General features: G+C 65.9%; 19 protein-coding genes and 1 pseudogene. 11 read left to right on the plus strand and 9 right to left on the minus strand.

The genetic code is table 11. The features are described from left to right. The first annotated feature begins 30 nt into the window (after positions 1-30). The 5 genes and pseudogenes from ampD (at position 31) to CAG31_RS04995 (ending at position 4,256) form a co-directional block, all read left to right on the plus strand. On the plus strand, positions 31-591 hold the full coding sequence (gene ampD / locus CAG31_RS04980) for a 1,6-anhydro-N-acetylmuramyl-L-alanine amidase AmpD (RefSeq protein ID WP_085578471.1): 561 nt from the start codon (positions 31-33) through the stop codon (positions 589-591). Further along, on the plus strand, positions 588-1,424 hold the full coding sequence (ampE, locus tag CAG31_RS04985; protein ID WP_085578473.1) for a regulatory signaling modulator protein AmpE: 837 nt from the start codon (positions 588-590) through the stop codon (positions 1,422-1,424). The genes ampD and ampE overlap by 4 nt, the downstream gene beginning before the upstream one ends. Positions 1,425-2,625: 1,201 nt before the next feature. Further along, positions 2,626-2,829, plus strand: a pseudogene (locus CAG31_RS28915) (HAMP domain-containing protein); the annotation flags it as partial. A gap of 153 nt (positions 2,830-2,982) precedes the next feature. Next, on the plus strand, positions 2,983-3,687 hold the full coding sequence (locus CAG31_RS28920) for a methyl-accepting chemotaxis protein (protein WP_371856093.1): 705 nt from the start codon (positions 2,983-2,985) through the stop codon (positions 3,685-3,687). A 179-nt stretch (positions 3,688-3,866) separates the two neighbouring features. Beyond that, positions 3,867-4,256 (plus strand): hypothetical protein, encoded by a 390-nt coding sequence (locus CAG31_RS04995; RefSeq protein ID WP_085578478.1) that lies wholly within the window; start codon positions 3,867-3,869, stop codon positions 4,254-4,256. Between the two features lies 1 nt (position 4,257). Here CAG31_RS04995 and CAG31_RS05000 read toward each other — a convergent pair whose 3' ends face one another. Continuing rightward, a complete protein-coding gene (locus CAG31_RS05000; RefSeq protein WP_085578480.1) occupies positions 4,258-5,034 on the minus strand; it encodes a TatD family hydrolase in 777 nt (258 codons plus the stop codon). A 3-nt stretch (positions 5,035-5,037) separates the two neighbouring features. Continuing rightward, entirely contained in the window at positions 5,038-6,033 is a 996-nt protein-coding gene (cra, locus tag CAG31_RS05005) for a catabolite repressor/activator (RefSeq protein ID WP_085578482.1), read from the minus strand. 296 nt (positions 6,034-6,329) lie between these two features. Between cra and ptsP the strand changes: the two genes are divergently transcribed. The 4 genes from ptsP to CAG31_RS05025 all read left to right on the plus strand — a co-directional run bounded on the left by ptsP (position 6,330) and on the right by CAG31_RS05025 (position 13,573). After that, the gene (ptsP, locus tag CAG31_RS05010) at positions 6,330-9,191 is read left to right on the plus strand and encodes a phosphoenolpyruvate--protein phosphotransferase (RefSeq protein WP_085578484.1); all 2,862 of its coding nucleotides are present in this window, start codon (positions 6,330-6,332) and stop codon (positions 9,189-9,191) included. Further along, positions 9,192-10,133, plus strand: coding sequence for a 1-phosphofructokinase (pfkB, locus tag CAG31_RS05015; protein WP_085578486.1), 942 nt, complete (start codon positions 9,192-9,194; stop codon positions 10,131-10,133). It begins immediately after the preceding gene. A gap of 11 nt (positions 10,134-10,144) precedes the next feature. Then, positions 10,145-11,878, plus strand: a complete 1,734-nt coding sequence (locus CAG31_RS05020; protein ID WP_085578488.1) for a PTS fructose-like transporter subunit IIB — start codon at positions 10,145-10,147, stop codon at positions 11,876-11,878. 153 nt (positions 11,879-12,031) lie between these two features. Next, positions 12,032-13,573, plus strand: a complete 1,542-nt coding sequence (locus tag CAG31_RS05025) for an alkaline phosphatase (RefSeq protein ID WP_085578490.1) — start codon at positions 12,032-12,034, stop codon at positions 13,571-13,573. 107 nt (positions 13,574-13,680) lie between these two features. Here the strand turns inward: CAG31_RS05025 and CAG31_RS05030 are convergent, their stop codons facing one another. Further along, a complete protein-coding gene (locus tag CAG31_RS05030) occupies positions 13,681-16,209 on the minus strand; it encodes a sulfite reductase flavoprotein subunit alpha (protein ID WP_085578492.1) in 2,529 nt (842 codons plus the stop codon). Positions 16,210-16,445: 236 nt separating this feature from the next. Then, positions 16,446-18,767 (minus strand): TonB-dependent siderophore receptor, encoded by a 2,322-nt coding sequence (locus tag CAG31_RS05035; RefSeq protein ID WP_085578494.1) that lies wholly within the window; start codon positions 18,765-18,767, stop codon positions 16,446-16,448. Between the two features lie 208 nt (positions 18,768-18,975). Between CAG31_RS05035 and CAG31_RS05040 the strand changes: the two genes are divergently transcribed. After that, positions 18,976-19,656, plus strand: coding sequence for a Fe2+-dependent dioxygenase (locus CAG31_RS05040; protein ID WP_085578496.1), 681 nt, complete (start codon positions 18,976-18,978; stop codon positions 19,654-19,656). 57 nt (positions 19,657-19,713) lie between these two features. Then, positions 19,714-20,412: a tetratricopeptide repeat protein gene (locus tag CAG31_RS05045; RefSeq protein WP_085578888.1), complete on the plus strand. Its 699-nt coding sequence runs from the start codon at positions 19,714-19,716 to the stop codon at positions 20,410-20,412. A gap of 172 nt (positions 20,413-20,584) precedes the next feature. On the opposite strand, the gene CAG31_RS05050 is transcribed toward CAG31_RS05045, so the two are convergent. From CAG31_RS05050 to CAG31_RS05070, 5 genes are all read right to left on the minus strand, one after another. Beyond that, positions 20,585-21,748 carry a type III PLP-dependent enzyme gene (locus CAG31_RS05050; RefSeq protein ID WP_085578498.1) on the minus strand — a complete coding sequence of 388 codons (1,164 nt, stop codon included), beginning with the start codon at positions 21,746-21,748 and terminating at the stop codon, positions 20,585-20,587. A gap of 728 nt (positions 21,749-22,476) precedes the next feature. After that, positions 22,477-23,631 carry a betaine/proline/choline family ABC transporter ATP-binding protein gene (locus tag CAG31_RS05055; RefSeq protein WP_085578500.1) on the minus strand — a complete coding sequence of 385 codons (1,155 nt, stop codon included), beginning with the start codon at positions 23,629-23,631 and terminating at the stop codon, positions 22,477-22,479. Continuing rightward, positions 23,628-24,281, minus strand: coding sequence for an ABC transporter permease (locus tag CAG31_RS05060; protein ID WP_085578502.1), 654 nt, complete (start codon positions 24,279-24,281; stop codon positions 23,628-23,630). The genes CAG31_RS05055 and CAG31_RS05060 overlap by 4 nt, the downstream gene beginning before the upstream one ends. Before the next feature lie 13 nt (positions 24,282-24,294). Further along, complete coding sequence (locus tag CAG31_RS05065) at positions 24,295-25,188, minus strand: glycine betaine ABC transporter substrate-binding protein (RefSeq protein ID WP_085578504.1); 894 nt, start codon at positions 25,186-25,188, stop codon at positions 24,295-24,297. Positions 25,189-25,208: 20 nt separating this feature from the next. Further along, positions 25,209-25,925 carry an ABC transporter permease gene (locus tag CAG31_RS05070; RefSeq protein ID WP_085578507.1) on the minus strand — a complete coding sequence of 239 codons (717 nt, stop codon included), beginning with the start codon at positions 25,923-25,925 and terminating at the stop codon, positions 25,209-25,211. Between the last annotated feature and the right edge of the window lie 84 nt (positions 25,926-26,009).

Genomic DNA, 26,009 nt, shown 5'->3' on the forward strand with positions numbered 1-26,009 from the left:
GCCAACACAGATGGCGTTGAAGGAATCGGTATGCAGTTGGATCCCGCAAGCGGGTGGTGTCACGGGGTGCAGGTCTGTCCGTCGCCCAACTTCAATGAACGCCCGACGGGCGAAGTCTCCCTGCTGGTCATCCACAACATCAGCCTGCCGCCGGCGCAGTTCGCCACCGGCAAGGTGCAGGAATTTTTCCAGAACCGTCTGGATGTCACCGAACATCCCTACTTTGCGGGTATCGCCGACCTGCGGGTGTCTGCGCACTTTCTGATCGAGCGTGACGGCAAGGTCACTCAGTTTGTCTCCTGTCTTGAGCGCGCCTGGCACGCCGGCGTCTCCCGTTTCGAGGGACGCGAGACCTGTAACGATTTTTCCGTGGGCATCGAGCTCGAGGGCACCGATGATCTACCGTTCACCGACGCGCAGTACCAGGCGCTGACCGCGCTGACCCGGCAGTTGCAGGCGAGGTTTCCGGCCATCACCGGACAACGCATCTGCGGGCACAGCGACATCGCCCCCGGCCGTAAGACCGACCCGGGGCCGGCATTCGACTGGGCACGCTACCGGGCGGCCCTGGCACAAGAGGAAGGACAATGAGTTTTCTGGTGTTGCTGTTGGCGGTCTGGATCGAGAAATTCTCGGCCCTGCGCCATCGGGTCCAGCGCGACGGCGGATGGATCCGCGAACTGCACAAGCTCGAAAGCGGCGGCCTGGCCAAGCGCCCTTGGCTGGTGCTGACGGTGCTGGTGCTGCTGCCGGTGGCGCTGCTGGCGTTGCTGCTGGTGGTGCTGGAACCGGTGGCCTACGGCCTGCTGGCCCTGCCGGTGCATCTGCTGGTGGTGATCTACAGTCTGGGGCGCAACGACCTGCTCGGCGGCCTGGGGCCGTTCCGCGACGCCTGGCGCCGGGAAGACCTGCAAGCGGCGGCCCACGTGGCCAAGCGCGACCTGGGCATCTGCGCCGACCGTGGCGAGCAGTTGCTGGCGCGGGTGCAGGGGCATCTGCTGTGGCAGGCCTACCAGAGCTTCTTTGCGGTGATCTTCTGGTATTTCCTGCTGGGCCCGGTGGCGGCCTTGAGTTACCGCTTGCTGGCGCTGGCCGAGGAGAACGCCGCGAACCCGGCGGTGGCCGAACGGGCGGCGCAGCTGCGGCACGCGTTCGACTGGGTGCCGGTGCGCCTGCTGGCGGCGAGCCTGGCCTTGGTGGGCAACTTCGTCGCGGTCAGCCGGGTGATGCTGCATGAACTGCTGAACTGGCACATCAGCGCCGCCCGCCTGATCGACAAGGCAGGTCTGGCCGCCGGGGAGATCCCGCCGCCGGTGACCGGCCCGGAAGGCATCAATACCCTGGATTGCCTGTGGGAACTGCTGCTGCGCGCCGCCGTGCTGTGGTACGCCGGGTTTGCCTTGTGGACCGTCCTGGTCCGCTGACCCGCATAGCCTGAGGCGAGGGCGCTTGCTCCCGTCGGACTGCGCAACACGCCCGCTGCGAATGGGGCGCTCCGCTTCCCGGCGGGAGCTAGCGCCCTCGCCTCGGCCGTTAACCTTAAGTTACAAAACCTCCCTCCGATTTGAGCTATACAGAGATGGCGCTCGATAGTGGCTATCTGCTGTCGCCCCGCGCCTGCCAATAAAAACAAGAACAAACCGAGGGAGACTTCCAGTGAAGAGCTTGCTCTATCCCGCCGTCTCGCTGATGAACCGCCTGAGCTTCGGCATGAAGTTCAGCCTGATCAGCGTCCTGTTCCTGGTGCCGATGCTGGTGACCAACTTCTATCTGGTGCGCGATTCGTACCGCGAGTTCCAGGGCACCCGGGTGGAACTGCAAAGCCTCGACCTGCTGGGCAGCAGCCTGAGCCTGCGGCGGGATCTGGAGACCCTCAACAACCTGGTGCAGATCAACGTGACCCTCGGCCAGTCGGGCAAGGCGGGCAATGTCGAAGCGAACATCACCACCCTTGAGCAGAACGTGCTGACGCGCCTGCAAGGGCTGAAGGCGATGACCGACGATCCGGAGCAGACCGCGGTGTTCGACGCCAAGCGCGATGAGATGATCGCCGCGTTCAAGGCCCAGCAAGCGGAGAACTCCCTGCAAAGCAAAAGCGCGCTGATCGGCAAGCTGCTGGGCAGCGCGCAGATCTTCAGCCAGATCGTCGCCAGCCAGGCCGGCTTGAGCCGCGACGGCCAAAGCGACATGCGCCAGCTCAGCGAGCTGGTCACCGCCATCACCCCGGCCGTCACCCAGACCCTCGGCGAAGGCCGGGCCATGGGCTCGTACTCGTTGGGCCAAGGTTTTCTCAACAGTTCATCCAGCACCCGCTTCGACGAACTGTTGGCGCAGATCGAAAAACTCCAGGCCGAGTACGGCCTGAAACTGCAGGATGCCCTCGGTTCGAGCAAGGCGGCGCGGGAGTTCCTCAGCGCCCCGGCGGACGCCAGCAAGGCCTCGCTCAAGCAGGCCAGCGAGCTGTTCGAGGAGCAAGTGGTGATGGCCGACACCCTCGATGCGCCCTGGCAGGCGTTCTACGATCAGGTCAGCGGGCTGATGGAGCGCACTTACCAGCTCAACGAAGCGACCCTGAAGTTCCTCGACAGCCAATTGCAGCAACGCCTGGCCCAGAACCGCACGCACATGGTGCTGCAAGCGGTGGCGCTGGCGGTGGTGTTCGTGCTGATTTTCTACCTCTACGGCGGTTTCTACGCGTCGACCCGCACCACCCTGAAACGTCTGGGCGCCATGATGGACAAAGTGGCGGCCGGCGACATGACGGTGAATTTCCGCGCCAACAGCCGGGATGAACTGGGCGAGCTGGGCGAGGTGTTCAACGGCACCGTGAAGAAGATCCACGACCTGATCGAACGGGTCGGGCAGACCGTCAGCGAGGTCGAGCGCCAGGCCGGTCAGGTGCAGAGCGTGTCGGCCCAGAGCAACCAGGCGGTGGCCGGCCAGCGTACCCAGATCGAGCAGGTGGCGACGGCCATGAACCAGATGTCGGCCACCTCCCAGGAAGTGGCGCGCAGCGCTGCGGCGGCGGTCAGCAGCGCCCACAGCGTGAACGACGAGACCGTCAGCGGGCGCGGCCTGGTGGAGTCCCAGCAGGGCAGCATCGCGGCGCTGGCCAGCGAGATCGATCAGTCAGTGTTGGTGATCAACCAGTTGGCCAGCGACAGCCAGTCGATCAGCAGCGTGCTGGAAGTGATCAAGAGCATCGCCGAGCAGACCAACCTGCTGGCGCTCAACGCCGCCATCGAAGCGGCGCGGGCGGGCGAGCAGGGGCGGGGTTTTGCGGTGGTGGCGGACGAGGTGCGCACGTTGGCCAAGCGCACCCAGCAATCGACCGAGGAAATCGAGCAGATGATCGCCAAGCTCCACGGCGGCGTGGGCGCGGCGGTGAAGGCCATGGGCGTCAGCCATCAGATGGCCAACGGCACCGTGGGGCAGTCGGAAAAGGTACAGCAGGCGCTGGAAAACATCCTCGGCGCGGTCGGAATGATCGTCGACCAGAACCAGCAGATCGCCGCCGCCGTGGAGCAGCAGACTGCCGTGGCCCACGACATCGACCAGAACATCGTCGAGATCAACCGTGCCGGCGAGCGTACGGCGCAAGGCGCGCACCAGACCGAGAACGCCAGTCGCGCCCTGTCGGCGCAGGTGGTGGAGCTCAAGCAGTTGATCAACGCGTTCCGGGTCTGACGTTGGGTTCGATCCGGCCTTCGTGGGAGCGGTCGTGCTCCCACGTCTGAGGTTGTGGAATTTTTTGTAGTACTTTTTTGCTTACATTTGTAAGCCAAATCCTGTTTTTCTCCGCGCTCTGTTTTTTCGTCTTCAATCAATCAAGATCACCCGACTTGACCGCTTGGAGGAGCCCGTTAATGTCCGTCGCCACCTTGGGAGTCCAAGGCCGTTGCGCCCATTGTCAGACCACCCTGGTGCTGAAACCCTGGCAACTCAATGCCCTTTCGATCAACGAAGCCTTCACCTGCCCTCATTGCGAGCAACGGCTGGAGCTGCGTTGCCCGCAGCAGATCAAACGGTTCAGGTCCCTCGACTCGCTGGGGCTGTTGCGCGCCAGCGCGCGGGTGACGGTGTGCACCGCGCTGCTGGTGGCGCTGGTGATGGAGTGGGTGGGGCTGCTCAGCGTCACCGAACAGTTGAACGCGTCGTTGATCACGGTGTTCGTGTACTTCGCCGTCACGCGTTACTTCCGCCACCGGCAGCGCCTGACGCTGATCCTCGACGCCGCCAAGGCCCACGGCGACTGATCTACCAGCCGAACACCTCGCAGGCATTGGCGGTGCTGGCGTCAGCCAGCCGTTCGGGGCTGACGGCCATCAGGGCGGCCAGCGCCGCGCAGATCGCCGGCAGATGCGCGGGGGTGTTGCGCACGCCGGGGAACATGGCGGGGGCCATGTCCGGCGAGTCGGTCTCCAGCACCACCGAATCGAGCGGCAGATCCGCCAGCACCCGGTGCAGGCGCAGCGCCTGGGGCCAGGTCGGCGCGCCGCCCAGGCCCAGCCGGAACCCCAGCTTGATGTACTCCCGCGCCTCTTCGCGGCTGCCGGCGAAGGCGTGGATGATGCCGGCGCGCTTGAGCCTGAAGCGCTTGAGCGTGGCGATCACCGCCGCATGGCTGCGCCGCACGTGGATCAGCGCGGGCAGCCCGAAGTCCGCCGCCAGTTGCAGCTGAGCCTCGAACAGCGCCTGCTGGCGCTCGCGGTCGAGGGTTTCGATGAAGTAGTCCAGGCCGATCTCGCCCACCGCGCACAATTGCCGATGGCCGCGCAGCCGCGTCAGCCAGTCGCCGAGGGCCTGCACGTCTTGCGGGCGGTGTCGGTCGAGATACACCGGATGCAGGCCGAACGCCGCGTACAGGTCGGCGTCGCCCTGCACCAGGTCCCACACCCGTTGCCAATTGCCTTCATATACCCCCAGCACCACCATCCGCCGCACTCCGAGGGCGCGGCTCTCGGCCATCAACGCCGTGCGGTCGGCGTCGAAGTCGGGAAAGTCCAGATGGGTGTGGCTGTCGATCAGCTCCACGGTTCAGTCCCGGCGGATGCGCTGCTTGAAGGTGCGGGCGATGGCCTGCACGCCGGGCTCGTAGTCCGATTGCTCGACGGCGGCCAACGCCAGGGCCAGGGCCTTGTCGGCGATCAGCTGGTGCTGCTGGGCCATGGCGTTGACCGGCAGCGGCAGGAAGTCCAGCAGTTGCGTGTCGCCGAAGGTGCCCAGGCGCAGCGGGCGGTTCTTGAGCGGGAAGTCGTGCAGCGCATCGAACACGCCCTGCAGCAGCACGTAGGACGTAGTCACCAGTGCGTCCGGCAAATGCCCCAGCCGTTGCAGGAGTTCTTCCATCAGTTGCCTGCCGCAGTCACGGCTGAACGACTCGGCATGCTCGATGAGGACGTCGCCCTTGAACCCGGCCAGCGCCTGCCTGAACCCGGCGGCCCGCTCCTGGCTGATGCTCAGTTCGGGACGGGCGCCGAGCAGGACGATCTGCTTGGGTTGCGGGTCGAGCAGGCTTTGGGTCAGGTGCAGGCTGGCCTCGCGGTCGTCGCTGATCACCGAGCAGAAGTGCGCAGGATCCATCACCCGGTCGATGGCAATGATCGGCAGGCCCTTGGCCTGCAATTGGCGATAGCTGTCGTCGCCGGCCGGCAGGCAACTGGCGACGATCAGCGCATCGCAGCGGCGGGCGCGGAACAGTTGCAGCAGTTGCCGTTCGCTGTCCGGCGCATCGTCGGAGCTGGCGATCAGCAACTGGTAGCCACGGGCCCGGGCGCCTTGTTCCAGCAGCTTGGCGATCCGCGCGTAACTGGGGTTTTCCAGGTCCGGCAGGATGAAGCCCAAGGTGCGGGTGTGCCGGCTGCGCAGCCCGGCCGCCTGGGGGTTGGGGGTAAAGCCGTGCTGATCGACCACCGCCCGCACCCGCTCGACGGTGGCGTTGCTGATGCGTTGCTGTTCGGCCTTGCCGTTGATGACGTAGCTGGCGGTGGTCACGGACACTCCGGCCAGCCGCGCGATATCACTGAGTTTCACCCGGGATTTCCTTGTTTTTTCCAGCGTGCCCCGACATTTTCGCCAATCCTACCCGATTCGGGGAGGCGACCATTGTCGCAGCGCAGCCGACGGTTGGCCTTCAAGGATGGGACATTATCGAGTAACGTGCCGATCAATCTAGATTAAACGTTTCAGCAGGCGTATTTTCTGCACTTTAGTCGCCTTTGGCCGCAGCTGCCGCGAATCCGCCAAAACTGCCCCTGAAAAGTGCAGGCGCTAAGCTGAAACTATCCACAACAATACCTGGCACCTCCCGATGCCAAAAAGGAGAACGCATGCTCGAGCTCACTGTAGAGCAGATTTCCATGGGCCGGTCGGCTGTGGATAAGTCCGCCGCCCTGCAACTGCTGGCTGACCGCCTGGTGGCCGATGGATTGGTGGCCGACGGTTACCTGGCCGGGCTGCAGGCCCGGGAGGCCCAGGGCTCGACCTTTCTCGGGCAAGGCATCGCCATTCCCCACGGCACCCCGGAGACCCGCGATCAAGTGTTCGCCACCGGCGTGCGGCTGATGCAGTTCCCCGACGGCGTGGATTGGGGCGACGGCCAGATCGTCTACCTGGCCATCGGCATCGCGGCCAAGTCCGATGAGCACCTGCGTCTGCTGCAACTGTTGACCCGCGCCCTGGGGGAGACCGACCTGGGCCAGGCGCTGCGCCGCGCCGGCTCGCCCGAGGCGTTGCTGAAGCTGCTGCAGGGCGCGCCCCAGGAGCTGGCGCTGGATGCGCAGATGATCGGCCTTAGCGTGTCCGCCGACGATTTCGAAGAACTGGTCTGGCGCGGTGCGCGCTTGCTGCGCCAGGCCGATTGCGTGAGCAACGGCTTCGCCGGCGTGCTGCAGCAGGTCGAAGCGCTGCCGCTGGGCGACGGCCTGTGGTGGTTGCACAGCGAGCAGACCGTGAAGCGCCCGGGCCTGTCCTTCGTCACCCCGGACAAGCCGATGCGCTACCTCGGCCAGCCCCTCAACGGGCTGTTCTGCCTGGCCAGCCTGGGCGAGGCCCACCAGGCGCTGCTCGAACGCCTGTGCGCGCTGCTGATCGAGGGGCGCGGCCATGAGCTGGGCCGCGCCACCAGCAGCCGCAAAGTGTTGGAGGTGCTGGGCGGCGAGCTGCCGGTCGACTGGCCGAGCGCGCGCATCGCCCTGGCCAATGCCCATGGCCTGCATGCACGGCCGGCGAAGGTGCTGGCGCAACTGGCGAAGAATTTTGAGGGCGAGATCCGCATCCGTCTCGTCGACGGCCAGGACAGCGCCGTGTCGGTGAAAAGCCTGAGCAAGCTGCTCAGCCTCGGCGCCCGTCGCGGCCAGGTGCTGGAACTGATCGCCGAACCGGCCATCGCCGCCGATGCCTTGCCGGCGCTGCTGGCGGCCATTGAAGAAGGGCTGGGCGAAGAGGTCGAGCCGCTGCCGGCGGTCGCCCCTGCGCAGGAGGCGCTCGCCGAGGTGGCCGAGGTGCTTGTCGCGCCGGCCTCCGGCAGCCTGCTGCAAGCCATCGCCGCCGCCCCCGGCATCGCCATGGGGCCGGCGCACATTCAGGTGCAACAGGCCATCGATTACCCGCTGCGCGGCGAGTCCGCCGCCGTCGAGCGCGAGCGTCTCCAGCAAGCGCTGAGCGAAGTGCGCCACGACATCCAGGGCTTGATCGAGCGCAGCCAGGCCAAGGCCATCCGCGAGATCTTCATCACCCACCTGGAAATGCTCGACGACCCGGAGCTCACCGACGAAGTCGACACCCGCCTCAAGCAGGGCGAAAGCGCCGAGGCGGCGTGGATGGCGGTGATCGAGGCGGCGGCGAAGCAACAGGAGTCGCTGCAGGACGCCTTGCTCGCCGAGCGCGCCGCCGACCTGCGCGACATCGGTCGGCGGGTGCTGGCGCAACTGTGCGGCGTGCAGACCCTGAGCGAGCCCGCGCAACCTTACATTCTGGTGATGGAAGAGGTCGGCCCCTCCGACGTGGCGCGGCTCGATCCGGCGCGGGTGGCGGGGATCCTCACCGTGCGCGGTGGGGCCACCGCCCACAGCGCCATTGTGGCCCGGGCGCTGGGCATTCCGGCGCTGGTCGGCGCCGGCGCTGCGGTGCTGTTGCTGGCGCCGGGCACGCCGCTGCTGCTCGACGGGCAGCGCGGCCGCCTGCACGTGGACGCCGACGCCGCGACCCTGCAACGGGCCGCCGAAGAGCGCGACAGCCGCGAGCAACGTCTGAAGGCCGCCGCCGAACAGCGCCATCAACCGGCGCTCACCGCCGACGGCCACGCAGTGGAGGTGTTCGCCAACATCGGCGAAAGCGCCGGCGTCGCCAGCGCGGTGGAGCAGGGCGCCGAAGGCATCGGCCTGCTGCGCACCGAGCTGATCTTCATGGCCCACCCGCAAGCGCCCGACGAGGCCACCCAAGAAGCCGAGTACCGCCGCGTCCTCGACGGCCTCGCCGGTCGGCCGCTGGTGGTGCGCACCCTGGACGTCGGCGGTGACAAGCCGTTGCCCTATTGGCCGATCGCCAAGGAGGAAAACCCGTTCCTCGGCGTGCGCGGCATCCGCCTGACCCTCCAGCGTCCGCAGATCATGGAAGCGCAGCTGCGCGCCTTGCTGCGTTCGGCCGACAACCGTCCGCTGAGGATCATGTTCCCCATGGTCGGCAGCGTCGAGGAGTGGCGTCAGGCCCGGGACATGACCGAGCGTCTGCGCCGGGAAATCCCGGTGGCCGACCTGCAACTGGGGATCATGATCGAAGTGCCCTCCGCCGCGCTGCTGGCGCCGGTGCTGGCCCGTGAGGTGGATTTCTTCAGCGTCGGCACCAACGACCTGACCCAGTACACCCTGGCCATCGACCGCGGCCACCCGACCCTTTCGGCCCAGGCCGACGGCCTGCACCCGGCGGTGCTGCACCTGATCGACATCACCGTGCGCGCCGCCCATGCCCACGGCAAATGGGTCGGCGTGTGCGGCGAGCTGGCGGCCGATCCGCTGGCGGTGCCGGTGCTGGTCGGCCTCGGTGTGGATGAACTGAGCGTGGCCGCCCGCAGCGTCGCCGAAGTCAAGGCGCGCATCCGTGAACTGACCCTGACCCAGGCGCAAACCGTCGCCCGGCAAGCGCTTGCCGTGGGCAGCGCACAGGATGTGCGCGCATTAGTGGAGGCTCTGTAAATGGCCAAGATCCTGACCCTGACCCTCAACCCGGCCCTCGACTTGACGGTGCGCTTGCCGCGCCTTGAGGCCGGCCAAGTCAACCGCAGCGACGAGATGCACAGCCACGCCGCCGGCAAAGGGGTGAACGTCGCCCAAGTGCTGGCGGATCTTGGGCATCAGCTGACGGTCAGCGGGTTCCTCGGCGAGGAGAACCTGCAAGCGTTCGAGAACCTGTTCGCCCGGCGCGGGTTCGTCGACGCCTTCATCCGCGTGCCGGGCGAGACCCGCAGCAACCTCAAACTGGCCGAGCACGACGGTCGCATCACGGACATCAACGGGCCGGGGCCGGTGGTCGGCGCCGTGGCGCAGCAAGCCTTGCTCGACCGTCTGGTGCAGATCGCGCCGGGGCACGATGCGGTGGTGGTGGCCGGCAGCCTGCCGCGCGGGGTGAGCGCACAGTGGTTGCGCGAGCTGATCGAGCGCCTGAACGGTTTGGGCCTGAAGGTCGCGCTGGACACCAGCGGCGAAGCGTTGCGCACGGCGCTCAAGGCCAACCCGTGGCTGATCAAGCCCAACGCCGAAGAGTTGGCCGATGCGCTGGGTTGCGATGTGCTGTCCCACGAGGCCCAGGCGCAGGCGGCCAACCGCCTGCACGCCCAGGGCGTCGAGCATGTGGTGATTTCCCACGGGGCCGAGGGCGTGAGCTGGTTCGCGGTCGGTGCGGCCCTGCACGCCACGCCGCCGAAGGTCCGCGTGGCCAGCACGGTGGGGGCGGGCGACTCGCTGCTGGCCGGCATGCTTCACGGCCTGCTCAGCGCCGATACGCCCGAGCAGACCCTGCGCACCGCCACGGCGATCGCCGCGCTGGCGGTGACCCAGATCGGTTTCGGCATCCACGATGCGGCGCGCTTGGCGCCGCTCGAACAGGGCGTGCGCGTGCGTCCCCTGACAGAACAATAAGAGGGTTTGTCATGAAGTTAGCCATTGTCACGGCCTGCCCGAACGGCATGGTCACCAGCGTGCTGTGCGCCCGCCTGCTGGAGGCGGCGGCCCAGCGCCAGGGCTGGAGCACCAGTGTCGAGGTGGTGGATGCCACGCACCCGGAACGCCGGATGTCGGCCGCCACCCTCGAGGCGGCCGAGTGGGTGCTGCTGGTCGCCACGGGGCCGGTGGACATGACCCGGTTCATCGGCAAGCGGGTGTTCCGCATCGCGCCGTCGCAGGCGTTGCAGGATGTCGAAGCGGTGCTGCGGCGCGGGGCCGTCGAGGCCGCCGTGCACGTCGCCGATCACGCCGAAGCCGTGCCTGCGGCAGCGGGCGCTCCGCGCCTGGTGGCCGTCACGGCATGCCCGACCGGCGTCGCCCACACGTTCATGGCCGCCGAAGCCTTGCAGCAGGCCGCCAAGCGCCTGGGCTATGAGCTGCAGGTCGAGACCCAGGGCTCGGTCGGCGCCCGCAACCCGCTCAGCGCAGCGGCCATCGCCGAGGCGGACGTGGTGCTGCTCGCGGCGGACATCGAAGTCGCCACCGAGCGTTTCGCCGGCAAGCGGATCTACCGCTGCGGTACCGGCATCGCCCTCAAGCAGTCCGAAGCCACGCTGAAGAAAGCCTTGGCCGAGGGCAAGCAGGAGAGCGCCGCGGGCGACGCAAAGGCTGCGCCGAAACAAGAGAAGACCGGCGTCTACAAACACCTGCTGACCGGTGTGTCGTTCATGCTGCCGATGGTGGTGGCGGGCGGCCTGATGATCGCGCTGTCGTTCGTGTTCGGCATCACCGCGTTCAAGGAGGAGGGCACGCTGGCGGCGGCGCTGATGCAGATCGGCGGCGAGACGGCGTTCAAGCTGATGGTGCCGTTGCTGGCCGGCTATATCGCCTATTCCATCGCCGACCGTCCGGGCCTGGCGCCGGGGATGATCGGCGGTCTGCTGGCGAGCACCCTCGGGGCCGGGTTCATCGGCGGGATCGTCGCCGGGTTCATCGCCGGCTACACGGCCAAAGCGATCAGCCGCTATGTGGCGTTGCCGCAAAGCCTCGAGGCCTTGAAGCCGATCCTGATCATCCCGTTGTTCGCCAGCCTGTTCACCGGGCTGGTGATGATCTACGTGGTCGGCAAACCGGTGGCGGGCATGCTGGCGGCGCTCACGCACTTTCTCGACAGCATGGGCACCACCAACGCGATCCTGCTGGGCGTGCTGCTGGGCGGCATGATGTGCGTCGACCTCGGCGGGCCGATCAACAAGGCCGCGTATGCGTTTTCGGTGGGGCTGCTGGCGTCTCAGAGCTACGCGCCGATGGCCGCGACCATGGCCGCCGGCATGGTGCCGCCGATCGGCCTCGGCCTCGCGACGTTCCTCGCCCGGCGCAAGTTCGCCCAGACCGAACGCGAGGCCGGCAAGGCGGCGCTGGTGCTGGGGCTGTGCTTCATTTCCGAGGGGGCGATCCCGTTCGCGGCCAAGGATCCGCTGCGGGTCATCCCCGCGAGCATCGCCGGCGGCGCGCTGACCGGTGCGTTGTCGATGTACTTCGGCTGCAAGCTGATGGCGCCCCACGGCGGGCTGTTCGTGATGGCGATTCCGAACGCGATCAACCATGCGTTGCTGTATCTGCTGGCGATTGTCGCGGGGAGTGTGCTGACGGCGTTGGCGTACGCGCTGGTCAAGCGGCCGGAGTCGGTGGAGCTGGCCGTGGAGCCCAGCGCCGCGTGATCGCCCGGGGAGCGGGGCTGGCTGTGATAGCGGTACCTGCCTTCATCGCCAGCAGGCTGGCTCCCACAGGCCTGATCGCCTGCCGAAAGGCATCGGGTGTCACTCCGGGGTCATGAAGCGGTGCTTTAGTTTTCCTTTTTCAGGGAGAACACCATGAGCGAATTCGACCTCGGTCGCCGACGGGTCATGCAGGTCGTCGGCGCCGGATTGCTGGTGCCGGGGATGGCGCCGGCCGTGATCGCCTCGGTCAAGGACCGGCCGAAACTCACCGACGGCGTGCAGTCCGGCGATCTGCTGGGCGACCGGGCCATGATCTGGAGCCGCACCGACCGCCCGGCGAAGATGGTGGTGGAATGGGACACCCGCAGCCGCTTCGCCAATCCGCGCCGCGTCGTATCGGCGCTGGCCGATGCCGGCACCGACTTCACCGCCCGGGTCGAGCTCACCGGCCTGCCCGCCCACCAGGCGATCTTCTATCGCGTGCACTTCGAAGACGCCCGCACCGGGGTCGCCAGCGAACCGTGGCTGGGCCACCTGCGCAGCGCACCGTCGGGCCGGCGTGACATTCGTTTCGTCTGGAGCGGCGACACCGTCGGCCAGGGCTTCGGCATCAACCCGGACATCGGCGGCATGCGCATCTACGAAGCCATGCGCCTGCGCCTGCCGGACTTCTTCATCCACAGCGGCGACACCATCTACGCCGACGGCCCGGTGCCGGCGCAACTGACCGTCGAAGGCGGCCGCCTCTGGCGCAACCTCACCAGCGAAGCCAAGAGCAAGGTCGCCGAAACCCTCGACGAATACCGCGGCAACTACCGCTACAACCTGATGGATGAGAACGTCCGCCGGTTCAACGCCGAGGTGCCGCAGATCTGGCAGTGGGACGACCATGAAGTGGTGAACAACTGGTCGCCGGGCAAGCAGCTCGACGAGCGCTACCAGGAAAAGGACATCCACACGCTGGTGGGCCGCGCCCGCCGCGCCTGGCTCGAGTACGCGCCGATGCGCCTGCAGGCTGCCGACGGCGGCGGGCGGATCTACCGCCGGCTGAGATACGGGCCGATGCTGGAGGTGTTCGTGCTCGACATGCGCAGTTGCCGCGGGGTCAACGACGACAACCTCGGCGCGGCCAAGCCGTTCCTGGGGCGTGAGCAGTTGGACTGGCTCAAGCGCGGACTCAAGAGTTCGAAAGCGCAATGGAAAGTCATCGCCGCCGACATGCCCATCGGCCTCGGCGTGCCGGACGGCGAAGTCAGCCCCGGCGTGCCGCGCTGGGAAGCGGTGGCCAACGGCGACCCCGGCCCGGCCCAGGGGCGCGAGCTGGAGATCGCCGAACTGCTCGGTTTCCTGCGGGCGCAGCAGGTGCGCAACTTCGTGTTCCTGACGGCGGACGTGCATTATTGCGCCGCCCATCACTACCACCCGGACCGCGCCGCGTTCCAGGACTTCGAGCCGTTCTGGGAGTTTGTCGCGGGGCCGTTGAACGCCGGCAGCTTCGGGCCCAATGCGCTGGACAAGACCTTCGGTCCCGAAGTGGTGTTCCAGAAGGCGCCGCCGACGCAGAACGCCTCGCCGTTCGCCGGCTTCCAGTTTTTCGGTGAGGTGAACATCGACGGCCGCAGCGGCGAGATGAGCGTGGTGCTGCGGGATCTGAACGGGGTGGCGGTGTTCGAGCAGAAGCTGCAGCCGGCCTGACCCCTGCGGCACCTGTAGAAGCGAGCCTGCTGGCGATGGGTCAGTCAACGGTGAGTCGACAGGCCCGGCGCCATCGCCAGCAGGCTCGCTCCCACAGTGGGGATGTGTCAGTAGACGTCGCGGCGATAGCGGCCCTGTTCGATCAGGCGTTCGACTTCGGCGGCGCCGAGGATGTCGTTGAGCGCTTCGTCGACGCCCGAGGCCATGCCCTTGAGGCTGCCGCAGATGTAGATCACCGCGCCGTCCGCCAGCCATTTCTTCAGCTCGCCGGCCGATTCGCGCAGGCGATCCTGCACGTAAATCTTTTCGGCCTGATCCCGCGAGAAGGCCAGATCCAGCCGCGCCAGATCGCCGTTGACCAACCACTCCTCCAGCTCCGCGCGGCAGAGGAAATCGTGCGCGCGGTTACGCTCGCCGAACAGCAGCCACTGGCGTTGCTGGCCATCGGCGATCCTGGCCTTGATCAGGCTGCGCAGCCCGGCCAGCCCGGTGCCGTTGCCCAGCAGAATCATCGGCACCGGCGCATTGGGCAGGTGGAAACCGCTGTTGCGCCGCACCCGCAGGCTGATGCTGCCGCCCACCGGGGCATGCTCGGTCAGCCAGCCGGAGCCGATGCCCAGGCTGCCGTCGCTGCGCAGTTCCTGGCGCACGATCAGCTCCAGCACGCCGTCGGCGGCGATCGAGGCGATCGAGTACTCGCGCATCGGCAGCGGCACCGTCGCATCGATCAGCGCCTGGGCGTGCAGGCCCACCAGGTGCGCCCGGTGTTCGGGCAACTGGCGGCTGGCCAGGGCCAGCTCCAGCGGTTCTTCGAGGCCGTTGACCTTGACGGTGCTTTCGCCGCGGATGCCCAGGCCGTCGAGGAAGTGCTCGATGGCCCACGGGCAGTTGCGCGGCAGCACTTCCACCAGGTCACCGGCCAGCCAACTGCCGATGCCCGGTGCTGTCAGGCCCAGCAGGAAGACCGGGGCGCCGCTGCTGTCGGCGTTCATCAGCTCGCGGCGCGCCAGCGTCCAGTTCTCGTAGTCCGGGGCCTGCCAGGTGTCGACCGGGGCCTGCCCGGTGATCAGGCCCAGTTGCGTCTGCCAGTGGCGCAGGGCGTAAGGGTCGCCGCCGTCGACTTCCACCGGGGCGAACAAGGTCTTGCCGCCGTGCTCGCCCAGCCAGCGGTGCAGGCGCCGGGCGAAGCCGCAGAAGTGTTCGTACTGGCGGTCGCCGAGGCCGAGCACGGCGTAGTTCAGGCGGTCGAGGGCGGGGGCGTTGCCCAGCACCTTGCGTTCGAAGCCCCGGGCGCTGTCCGGCGCCTGGCCGTCGCCGAAGGTGCTGACCACGAACAGGGCGTTGTCCGACTCGCGCAGGTCCTGTTCGCTGACGTGCGCCAGCGGCTGCACCTTCACCGGCAGCCCGGCGGCCTGCAACTGGCCGGCGGTCTGCCAGGCCAGCTGTTCGGCGAACCCGCTCTGGCTGGCGAAGCCGATCAGCCATGTCGGCGCGTCGCCGGTCGGTTGCCCGATGCCTTGGCGGGCGTCCCTGACCTGCTTTTTCTTGCGCCGGCGGTCCAGGTACAGCAGCCAGCCGGTGATGAAGAACAGCGGCATGAGCACGGCGGCGACGGTCACGATGATCCGCCCGGCGAGGCCGAAATAGCTGCCCACGTGCAGGGCGTAGATGCTGGTCAGCAGCTGTGCCTTGAAGCTCTTGTCCGCGTAGCGGTCGACCCGTTTGACGATGCCGGTGGCCGGGTCGAGGGTGATCTGGTTGAGGGCGCGCTCATGGGGTGAGCTCTCCAGCAGGTAGAACACGGTGGCCGGCTGGCCGGCCACCGGCGGCATGCGGATGTTGTAGGCGGCCAGGCCGGGGCCGGCGGCGCTGTAGATGCTGCTCCACATCGCCGCGTAGTCGGCGGTCGGCGCCGGGCCTTCGGGGGCCGGGCCGCGGCCGCCGCGCACGCGCTCGTTCTGCGGGGCGTCCGACAGCAGGCGGGTCAGGCCTTTGTTGTACCACTCGTAGGACCAGGACAGCCCGGTCAGCGCCAGCAGCAGGTACACCAGCAGGCACCAGGTGCCGGCCACCGAGTGCAGGTCCCAGTTGAAGTTGCGGCCTTTCTTGTTCCAGTCCAGGGTCAGCCACACGCGCCAGCTGTTCCACTGGCGCGGCCAGCGCAGGTACAGGCCGGACAGGCAGAAGAACACCAGGATCAGGGTGCAGGCGCCGGTGATGTTGCGGCCGGTGTCGCCCATGGCCAGAAAGCGGTGCAGCTGCAGCATCAGGCCGAAGAAGTCCTGGCCGACGGCATCGCCCATGAACTCGGCGGTGTAGGGGTCGAAGTAGCGCATTTCGCCGCGGCGCTCGCCCTTGGGCGGGGTGAAGTACACGCGTGCGGCGGTGCCGCTGTCGGTCTCGACCCACAGCATCGAGACCTTCTTGCCCGACGCGCCCTCGATGCGTTCCACCAGCTCGGCGGGCGGAAGGACGCCGGCCACCTGTTTTTCCACCTGCAGCACCGAAGGGTTCAGCGCCCGCAGGATTTCGTCCTGAAAGGAATAGGCCGCACCGGTGATGCCCATCAGGGCCAGCACCAGGCCTGCGCTGATGCCAAAAAACCAGTGCACCTGGAACAGGGTCTTCTTCAACACGTCATTCGCCTTGTCCGTTCGAAAATGTCGTCACGGCGCGCATTATGCCGTGGGCTTCGAGAAGCGTTCTTTGATTACGCACAAATGCCCCGTTCAATCGAATGAACGGGGCATTTGCGTTTCCACGTCTTCCTTGTGGGAGCGAGCCTGCTCGCGAAAGCGGTGGGTCAGTCAGCATCGATGTCGCTGATCGATCGCCATCGCGAGCAGGCTCGCTCCTACGGGTCTTGCAGCCGTCAGAAGTGGAAGTTGGTGCTCAACAGTGCCGTACGGCCCGCCGCCTGATTGGCGAAGTGGGTCGAGAAGGCCTTGTCGTAGTAGGTCTCGTTGGTCAGGTTCTGCACGTTCAGCTGCAGGTCGACGTTCTTGCTCAGCTTGTAGGCGGCCATCGCGTCATAGCGCACGTAGGAATCGACCATGGTGGTGTTGGCCACGCTGCCGAACACGTCGTCCACATAGAACGCGCCGCCGCCGACGGTCAGCTTCGGCGTGACCTGATAGGTGGTCCACAGGCTGGCGCTGTTCTTCGGTGTGTTGGGCAGTTCGTTGCCGTCGTTGGCCTTGCCCATCGGGCCGCCGTCGATCTGCTCGCTGTCCATGTAGGCGTAGCCGGCGAACACTTGCCACTTGTCGGTGATCTTGCCGCTGGCCGACAGTTCGATGCCCTGCACGCGGGTCTTGCCGGCGTTTTCGTACGAGGTGGTGTCGACCTGGACGCGGGCGTTCTCCTTCTCGGTGCGGAAGATGTCGGCGGTCAGCGACAGGCGATCGTTCAGCAGGTCCCACTTGGTGCCGATTTCGTAGTTCTTGGTGGTTTCCGGCTCCATGTCGCTCTTGAGCAGGTTGCCGTTGCGGTCCGGCGTGCCGGCCAGCGGGTTGCCTTCCATGCCTTCGCCCAGGGTGTTGCCCGGCGGCGTGGCGGAGGTGGCGTAGGACGCATAGATGCTGCCGTTCTCGGCCGGCTTGTAGACGACGCCGAACTGGCCGGTGACGAACTCGCTGGTGTCATCACCCTTGGAGGTGGTGCGGCCTGCGTTGTTGTAGGTCTTGTAGCCGGTCTCGAAGTGGTCGTAGCGCAGGCCCATGTTGACCAGCCACTGCTCGGTCAGCTCCAGGGTGTCGAACACGTACAGCGCGTAGGTGTCGGACTGGGTGTCGGTGCCGGCGTAGTTGCGCGAGATGGCGCCGTTCCACGGGTCGTTCGGGTTCGGGTTGGACAGCGAGGTGCAGTTGTAGCCGCTCGGTGCGCCGATCATCGCCGGGGTGCAGTTGGTGCTGGACGGCACGTTGGTGGTGCGCGGGGTGGTGTCGGTGTTGACGTTGTACGAGGACTTGCTGCTTTCCTCGCGGGTGTACTCGACGCCGGTGGAGAAGCTGTTCTTGAAGCCGCCCAGGTAGAACGTGCCGAACAGGTCGGTCTGGTTGGTGGTGGTCTCGGTGTTGCTCACGCGGGTGTTGGCGCGGCGCCAGACGCTGCCGTTGTTGACGTTGCCCTTGCTGTCGTCCGGCTGGGTCAGGATGTAGTCCTGCATGCTGGTGCCGTGGCGCAGGGTGTTCTTGATCGTCAGCGAGTCGTTCAGGTCATGCTCGATGGCGAAGGTCGCGGTGTCGGTGCGGCCCTTGCGGAAATCGCGGTCCAGACCGTAGAAGTTGCTGTGGTCGCCGCCGGCGTAGGGCTTGTCCGGATCGGACTTGGTGCGTGCGGCGGAACCGGCTTTCGGGATGGTGTACGGGATGCCCGAATCCGGGGTGTCGTTGCTCTCGAGGTGGTAGTAGTCGAGGTTGACGCGGGTGTCGGTGCCCAGGCCGAAGGCCAGGGACGGCGCGATGCCCCAACGGTCGTAGTCGACCTTGTCGCGGCCGGCGACGTTGCTTTCGTGGCTCATCAGGTTCAGGCGGCCGGCGGCGGTGTCGCTGAACTGGTAGTTGCCGTCCAGGGTGTAGCGCTGGGTCTGGTCGGAGCCCCAGGTGAAGCCGCCGTCGAACGAGTTGCCCAGGTGCGCCTTCTTGCTCACCAGGTTGATGCTGCCGCCGGCGGCGCCGCGCCCGCCGATGGCCGAGTTCGGGCCCTTGCTGACTTCGATGTTTTCCACGGCGAAGATTTCGCGGCTCTGGGAGCCGGTGTCGCGCACGCCGTCCAGGTAGGTGTCGCCTTGGGCGTCGAAGCCGCGGATGAACGGACGGTCGCCCTGAGGGTTGCCGCCTTCACCGGCGCCGAAGGTGATGCCCGGCACGGTGCGCAGCGCGTCCTGCATGTTCAGGGCGCCGGTGTCCTTGAGGACTTGTTGCGGAATCACGGTCACCGAGCGCGGTGTGTCGACCAGCGGCGCGGTGTACTTGGGCGAGGAGGCTTTCTCGACCTGGTAGGAAGTCGAACTCTGGTTTTCGCCGGTGATGGACGTGGCGTCCAGGGCGATGGCATTGCCGGAAGGCTTGCTGTCGGTCTTTTCGGCGGCGAATGCCACGTGGCCTGCGGAGCTGGCGGTGATCGCCACGCCAATGGCAGAAGCGAGCAAACGTGGTGAGCTGACCGGCATTTGTACTTGTCGACGTGACATTGAAGATTCCCCTCCCCAAGGATTTGAGGTCGCGGAATATAGGGTAAACAAGTATTCGTATCAATTGCGAAACATTGCCATTCGCACTGAATTTACATTCTTTACAATTTAGCCTTACGGTTTTTGCCGGTTCATTCGTCACGCGGGTTTTACACAGCCAATAAGAATCAATACCATTGCCGCCTCTTTGCCATCAGGTGACATCGCCATGCTGCTGCACATCCCCGGACTGTTCGAAAAGGACGAAGTGCAGCGCATCCGTGAGGCGTTGGAGCAGGCCGACTGGGCCGACGGCAAGATCACCGCCGGCTACCAATCGGCCAAGGCCAAGCACAACCTGCAACTGCCCGAAGGCCATCCGCTGGCCAAGGAAATCGGCGCGGCCATGCTCGACCGGTTGTGGAAGAACCCGCTGTTCATGTCCGCCGCGCTGCCGCACAAGGTGTTCCCGCCGTTGCTCAACTGCTACACCGCCGGCGGCAGCTTCGGCTTCCACATCGACAATGCGGTGCGCCAGCCCAAGGGCAGCATCGAGCGGGTGCGCACGGACCTGTCGGCCACGCTGTTCTTCAGCGAGCCTGAGGACTACGACGGCGGCGAACTGGAGGTCCAGGACACCTACGGCACCCAGCGGGTCAAGCTGCCCGCCGGCGATATGGTGCTGTACCCCGGCACCAGCCTGCACAAGGTCAACGCCGTCACCCGCGGCGCGCGCTATGCGTCGTTCTTCTGGACGCAGAGCCTGGTGCGCGAGGACAGCCAGCGCGCCTTGCTGTTCGAGATGGACGGCGCGATCCGCCAGCTCACCCAGGACATGCCCGACCACCCTTCGCTGATCCGCCTCACCGGCACCTACCACAACCTGCTGCGCCGTTGGGTCGAGGTGTAAGTGACGGACTTCCGCTTGCGCCGCGAGGAAGCCCTCGACGGCGACCGGCTCAACGCCATGCTCGAAGAGAGCCCGGCCCGCGCCGCCCAGGCGATTCTGCTGGCGGCGGGCGAAGGCGTGCTGGAGGCGCAGGCATTGCTCGGGCAGATCCTGCTCGACGGCCACGGTATCGCCCAGGACCTGCCGCTGGCACTGCGTTGGTTCGGGATCGCGGCAGGGCAAGGCCATGCGATGGCGCGCAATATGGTCGGCCGTTGCCATGAGCACGGTTGGGGTTGCGCGGCGGACGCTGCGCTGGCTGCACGGCATTACCGGATCGCGGCGGACGCCGGACTGGACTGGGCGATGTACAACCTCGCCAATCTGCTCGCCACCGGACGCGGCATGGACGAGGACCAGGGGCAAGCGCTGGAACTGTATCGGTGCGCCGCTGAACGGGGGCATGCCAAATCCATGAACCTGTTGGGACGCTATCTGGAGCAAGGGCAGGCATGTGCGCAGGATGTGGCGGCGGCGCATGAGTGGTATCGCCGCTCGGCCGAGGCCGGGGATTTTCGTGGGCAGTTCAGTCATGCAGCAGTGCTGGCGGATCAGGGGCGAGTCGAGGAGGCACTGGTCTGGCTGGAAAAAGCGCGGGTCGGCGGCAATCTGAAATTTCTGCGGGTGGCGAGCGAAGCGCTGGCCGGGGCGAGTGATCCCCGGATTCAAGCCATCGCAGACACCTACCGGACGCGCCAAAACGAGCTGACTGCCTGACCCTGTGGGAGCGAGCCTGCTCGCGAAAACGGTGGGTCATTGCAGATGCTGGAGCCTGACACGACGCCATCGCGAGCTGGCTCGCGCCTACCGGAGAAGTGCCAAACAAAAAAGCCCATGACGTGTCATGGGCTTTCGCTTGGCGCTTGCAGCTTGATACGGACCGCTGCCTTTACACGTAGAACGACTTCAGCGGCGGGAAGCCGTTGAACTCCACCGCGCTGTAGCTGGTGGTGTACGCGCCGGTCGACAGCCAGTACAGGCGGTCGCCGATGGCCAGGTTCAGCGGCAGGCCGTACTTGTAGTTCTCGTACATGATGTCGGCGCTGTCGCAGGTGGGGCCGGCGATGACCACTTCTTCCATCTCGCCTTTCTTCTCGGTCCAGATCGGGAACTTGATGGCTTCGTCCATGGTTTCGATCAGGCCGGAGAACTTGCCCACGTCGGTGTACACCCAGCGCTCGACGGCGGTGCGCGACTTGCGCGCCACCAGCACCACTTCACTGACCAGGATGCCGGCGTTGGCGATCAGCGAGCGGCCCGGCTCCAGGATGATTTCCGGCAGGTCGTCGCCGAAGTCTTCCTTGAGGAAGCGGATGATTTCCTCGGCGTAGGTCTCCAGGCTGTTGGTGCGGGTGATGTAGTTGGCCGGGAAGCCGCCGCCCATGTTGATCAGCTTCAGGTGGATGCCGTCTTCTTCCTTCAGGCGTTCGAAGATCACCTTGACCTTGGCGATGGCGGCGTCCCACACGCTGATGTCGCGCTGCTGCGAGCCGACGTGGAACGAGATGCCGTAAGGCACCAGGCCCAGGTCGCGGGCGAGGATCAGCAGGTCCATGGCCATGTCGGTCTGGCAGCCGAACTTGCGCGACAGCGGCCAGTCGGCGGTGGTCGAGCCTTCGGTCAGGATGCGTACGTACACTTTGGCGCCCGGCGCGGCCTTGGCGATGTTGCGCAGGTCGGCTTCCGAGTCGGTGGCGAACAGACGCACGCCCTTCTCATAGAAGTAGCGGATGTCCTTGGACTTCTTGATGGTGTTGCCGTAGCTGATCTGGTCCGGGCGCACGCCGCGGCCCAGCACCTTGTCCAGCTCGTAGATGGAGGCGATGTCGAAGCTCGAACCCTTTTCCTTGAGCACGTCGATGATCTCGACGGCCGGGTTGGCCTTGACCGCGTAGTAGACCTTGGCGAATTCGAAACCGGCGCGCAGGTCATCGTAGGCCTGGGCGATCATCGCGGTGTCGATCACCACGAACGGGGTTTCCTGCTTGTCGGCGAACGCCTTCATCTTCTGAAAGGTTTCGCGCGCGAAATAGTCTTCGACCTGGATCGACATACCTGGGAGCTCCTATGGGCAAACTCGTGAAAACAATGGGTGCAATGAACGTCCTCCGTATCCCCACTTTGGTTCGCCTACTTCCCAAGGCATGTCGCCGAAAGCAAAAAGGCCATGGGAAATGCAGCTTTCTTTCCCTTGGCCTTGCTGTCTCGTCGTCAGTACTTGAGCCGGATGGATCGTTTCCAGCATGGACGTTCGGCGCGAACTTTAGGGCGTGGGGGGGCTGAGATCAACTAAAAATGTCGCGTTTTTGCACGCTTCTGACGTACGTCGTCCGCAGCACTCTTTGTAGCCGACCGAGATGACGGCCAGATGTTCCATGAAAATATCGAAGTGTTAAAAATACCTGCATGTTCGAAGCTTTTGCGCGCCAGATCGTCGATAAGTACGATGGCTGCAACTTCGGCGACGTTGGCCGCGAGAAGGTTTTCCGAAAGGGGATTTGGTCGGTTCGGGAGGGATTCTTTAGGGGGACTTCGAGGACGTGGTGTTGATATTTCTTTCCGGTCGCTGTGCTGGTCGAAAAATGTACAGGGCCTAGGGGCGACTGGGCTGATCCGGCCCTGCGGCGCCTTGACTCACCCCACCATCAGCACCCTGGTTCCCAAAGAGAACCAGGGTGAAGGGAGAATCTCTGGCCACCGAATAGCCTTGCGGGAGCGGGCTTGCCCGCGAAGGCGTCCTCACGGACACCTTCGCGGGCAGGTTTCCCGGTGATGGCCGGGTCAGGCGAGCGCTTCGGCCGGCGACACGATGTGGGTCTTCATCCCCCGCGAACGGCCCGAGCTCAGGTACGCCGCAATCGACTCCTGCGTCACCTCGCCGAGGAACACCCGCTCGGCGTCGAGCACCGGCAGCCATGCACGGTTGAACTCGTACATGCGCGACAGCAGGATCCGCAGGTGCTCGTCGTAGGCCGCCGTGGCGTTGAACTCGCGCAGGAACTGCCCGCAGGCGCCGGCCTGGCGGTGCAGGTCGCGGCGGCGCACATAGCCCAGCGCCTTGTTCTGGGCGCAGGTGACCACGACGTAGCGGCGGTCGAGTTCGTCCATCAGTTCCAGCGCCTCGGCCACCGGGGTCTCGGGGCTCACCGACGGCGCGTTGTCCGCGGCGTCTTCGGCCTTCACCAGCAGCAGGCGCTTGAGGGTGCTGTCCTGGCCGACGAAGTGGCTGACGAAGTCGTCCGCCGGGTGCGCGAGCAACGTGTCGGGATGGTCGATCTGCAACAGCTTGCCGGCACGGAAGATGGCGATCTTGTCGCCCAGCTTGATCGCTTCGTCGATGTCGTGGCTGACCATGATCACGGTCTTGTTCAGCGCCCGCTGCATCTCGAAGAACTCGTTCTGGATCATCTCCCGGTTGATCGGGTCGACCGCGCCGAACGGCTCGTCCATCAGCAGCACCGGCGCATCCGCCGCCAGCGCGCGGATCACGCCGATCCGCTGCTGCTGCCCGCCGGACAGCTCGCGGGGGTAGCGGTGCAGGTACTGCTTGGGTTCCAGCTTGATCATGTTCATCAGTTCGCGGGCGCGGTCGTGGCATTTCTGTTTGTCCCAGCCGAGCAGCTTCGGTACCACCACGATGTTTTCCTCGATGGTCATGTTCGGGAACAGGCCGATCTGCTGGATCACGTAGCCGATGTTGCGGCGCAGGGTCACTTCATCGAGGGCGGTGGTGTCCTCGCCGTTGATCAGGATCTTGCCCGAGGTCGGTTTGATCAGGCGGTTGATCATTTTCAGGGTGGTGCTTTTGCCGCAACCCGATGGCCCGAGGAACACGCAGATTTCACCTTCATTGACGGTCAGGCTTACCGAGTCCACGGCTTTCACATCTTTGCCGTTGCTTTGGAAGGTCTTGCTGAGGTTTTGAAGTTCGATCATTTGAGGAGTCCTTTTGGAGTCAGCGAACGTTGCAGCCACTGCAGAATGAGGTCGGCGAAAATCGCCAGCAGGCTGACCAGCAGCGCGCCGACGATCAGCATCGGCATGTCGCTGCGGCTGATGGAGGCGAGGATCAGCACGCCGAGGCCGCCGGCGCCGATGGTGGCGGCGATGGTCATCACGCCGATGTTCATCACCACGGCGGTGCGTACGCCGGCGAGGATCACCGGCACCGCGATCGGCAGTTCGACCATGCGCAGGCGCTGGCCGAAGGTCATGCCGATGCCCCGTGCGGCTTCGCGGATGCCGGGCTCCACGCCGGTCAGGGCCAGGTAGGTGTTGCGCATGATCGGCAGCAGTGAATAAAGGAACACGGCGGTGATGGCGGGCAGCGGCCCGAGGCCCTGGCCGAACTTCGAATAGAACGGCAGCAGCAGGCCGAACAGCGCAATCGACGGCACGGTCAGCAGCACCGTGGCGCTGGCCTGCAGGGGGCCGGCGAGGCTCGGAAAGCGCGTCATCAGGATGCCCAGCGGCACGCCGAACAGAATCGCCAGGCTGACGGCGACCCCGACCAGGGTGATGTGCTGCCAGGTCAGGTGCAGCACCTGCTGCCAGTCGAGATGGGAAAAGGCGTTGAAGAATTCCATGGCTTTTCCTCCTTCAGTTCAGTGGGTGCCGGCGCAGGAAATCGGCGGCCACTTTCGATGGGCTCTCGTGATCGACATCGACCCGCGCGTTGAGCTGGCGCATGGTTTCGTCGTCGAACAGTTCGGCCAGCGGCTTGAGTTGTTCCGCCAGTTGCGGATGGGCGTCGAGGTAGGCCTGACGCACCACGGGGGCGGCGGTGTAGTCCGGGAAGTAATGCTTGTCGTCTTCCAGCAGCTTCAGGCCGAACGCGTTGAGGCGCCCGTCGGTGGTGTAGACCAGCCCGGCGAACACCTGGCCGTTGCGCAACGCCGTATAGACGAGGCCGGCATCCATCTGCCGGATGTTTTGGCGGGTCAGGTTCATGCCGTAGCGTTTGACCATGCCCGCCAGGCCGTCGGAGCGGTTGGCGAACTCGGTGTCCAACGCCACCAGATGATGGGTCTTGGCCTCGGCGCGCAGCACCTCGTTCAATTGACTGATGTTGCTGATCTGCGGATATTCCTCGGCCACTTTTTTCGGCAGGGCGAGGGCGTAGGTGTTGCTGAATTTCGACGGCGCGAGCCAGACCAGTCCTTTTTTCGCGTCGAGTTCTTTCACCCGTGCGTAGGACTGTTCGCTGTCGAGTGTTTCGGTGACATGGTTGTAGGCCACCAGCGACACACCGGTGTACTCCCAGAGCAGGTCCAGTTGCCCGCTTTCGTGGGCGCTGCGGGCCAGGTTGCTGCCCAGGCCGCCGGTGATCTGCGCGTCGTAGCCTTTGCTGCGCAGGTATTGCGAAGTGATTTCCGCCAGCAGGGTCTGTTCGGTGAACACCCGGGCGCCGATGCGGATCGCCGGTTTGTCGGCGGCTTGGGCAAATCCTGCGAACAGCAGGGCACAGCCTAGGAAAAAGCTAAGTCGTTTCATGGGTTTTCCTTCCGGGAGCCTTAGGACGGGCGCAGACCACGTTCCAGCCAGAGGCGGCTGGCGAGGGTGACCGCGCCGTCGAGCAGCAGGGCCAGCAGCGCGGTGCACGCGGCGCCGAGCAGCAGTTGCGGCTGATTGTTCAGGGCGATGCCGGGGAAGATCAGGCTGCCGAGGCTGTTGGCGCCGATCAGGAACGCCAGCGGCGCGGTGCCGACGTTGATCGCCAGCGCCACCCGTACGCCGCCGACGATGATCGGCACGGCGTTGGGCAGCTCGACCTGCCACAGCACCTGGCGCGGAGTCATGCCGATGCCGACCGCTGCTTCCTTCAATGAGCCCTGGACGTTTTTCAGGCCTTCGTAGGTGTTGCGCACGATGGGCAGCAGGGAGGCCAGGAACAGGGCGAAGATCGCTGGGCCGCTGCCGATGCCGAGAATCCCCAGGGCGATGGCGAGAACCGCCAGCGGCGGCACGGTGTTGCCGATGTTGAAGCCTTGCATGAAGCGTTCGGCGCGGCCGAGCATGGCCGGGCGGCTGAGGAGGATGCCGGAGGGGATGCCCACGGCCAGGGCGGCCAGCATGGACGCGAGGACAAGCACCAGGTGGGCTTGCAGGTAGAACAGCAGATCGTCGCGGTAGCGTTGGATCGTGTCGGTGCCGATCCAGTGGATCAGCAGGGCCAGGAGGGCGATCACCACCGCACCTCCCGTCAGCCCTTTGCCATAGCGGATAGCCACAGGCGGACTCCTTTTCCAGTCGGCGACCGCTGTCCCGTGCGGCAATGCCATACCTGGCTGCCGGAGCGGCGGTCGCGAGAAGCG

Source organism: Pseudomonas sp. R25(2017), assembly GCF_002112565.1.
GTDB lineage: Bacteria > Pseudomonadota > Gammaproteobacteria > Pseudomonadales > Pseudomonadaceae > Aquipseudomonas > Aquipseudomonas ekonensis.

What these genes read in the sequence shown, in the direction of transcription:
- ampE (WP_085578473.1), top strand. Translation starts at nt 588, where the DNA reads ATGAGTTTTCTGGTGTTGCTGTTGGCGGTCTGGATCGAGAAATTCTCG.
- CAG31_RS05035 (WP_085578494.1), bottom strand. Translation starts at nt 18,767, where the DNA reads ATGTCACGTCGACAAGTACAAATGCCGGTCAGCTCACCACGTTTGCTC.
- CAG31_RS04995 (WP_085578478.1), top strand. Translation starts at nt 3,867, where the DNA reads ATGTCCGTCGCCACCTTGGGAGTCCAAGGCCGTTGCGCCCATTGTCAG.
- CAG31_RS05025 (WP_085578490.1), top strand. Translation starts at nt 12,032, where the DNA reads ATGAGCGAATTCGACCTCGGTCGCCGACGGGTCATGCAGGTCGTCGGC.
- CAG31_RS05020 (WP_085578488.1), top strand. Translation starts at nt 10,145, where the DNA reads ATGAAGTTAGCCATTGTCACGGCCTGCCCGAACGGCATGGTCACCAGC.
- CAG31_RS05065 (WP_085578504.1), bottom strand. Translation starts at nt 25,188, where the DNA reads ATGAAACGACTTAGCTTTTTCCTAGGCTGTGCCCTGCTGTTCGCAGGA.
- CAG31_RS05055 (WP_085578500.1), bottom strand. Translation starts at nt 23,631, where the DNA reads ATGATCGAACTTCAAAACCTCAGCAAGACCTTCCAAAGCAACGGCAAA.
- pfkB (WP_085578486.1), top strand. Translation starts at nt 9,192, where the DNA reads ATGGCCAAGATCCTGACCCTGACCCTCAACCCGGCCCTCGACTTGACG.
- CAG31_RS05050 (WP_085578498.1), bottom strand. Translation starts at nt 21,748, where the DNA reads ATGTCGATCCAGGTCGAAGACTATTTCGCGCGCGAAACCTTTCAGAAG.
- CAG31_RS05045 (WP_085578888.1), top strand. Translation starts at nt 19,714, where the DNA reads ATGCTCGAAGAGAGCCCGGCCCGCGCCGCCCAGGCGATTCTGCTGGCG.
- CAG31_RS05060 (WP_085578502.1), bottom strand. Translation starts at nt 24,281, where the DNA reads ATGGAATTCTTCAACGCCTTTTCCCATCTCGACTGGCAGCAGGTGCTG.
- CAG31_RS05040 (WP_085578496.1), top strand. Translation starts at nt 18,976, where the DNA reads ATGCTGCTGCACATCCCCGGACTGTTCGAAAAGGACGAAGTGCAGCGC.
- CAG31_RS28920 (WP_371856093.1), top strand. Translation starts at nt 2,983, where the DNA reads ATGTCGGCCACCTCCCAGGAAGTGGCGCGCAGCGCTGCGGCGGCGGTC.
- ptsP (WP_085578484.1), top strand. Translation starts at nt 6,330, where the DNA reads ATGCTCGAGCTCACTGTAGAGCAGATTTCCATGGGCCGGTCGGCTGTG.
- ampD (WP_085578471.1), top strand. Translation starts at nt 31, where the DNA reads ATGCAGTTGGATCCCGCAAGCGGGTGGTGTCACGGGGTGCAGGTCTGT.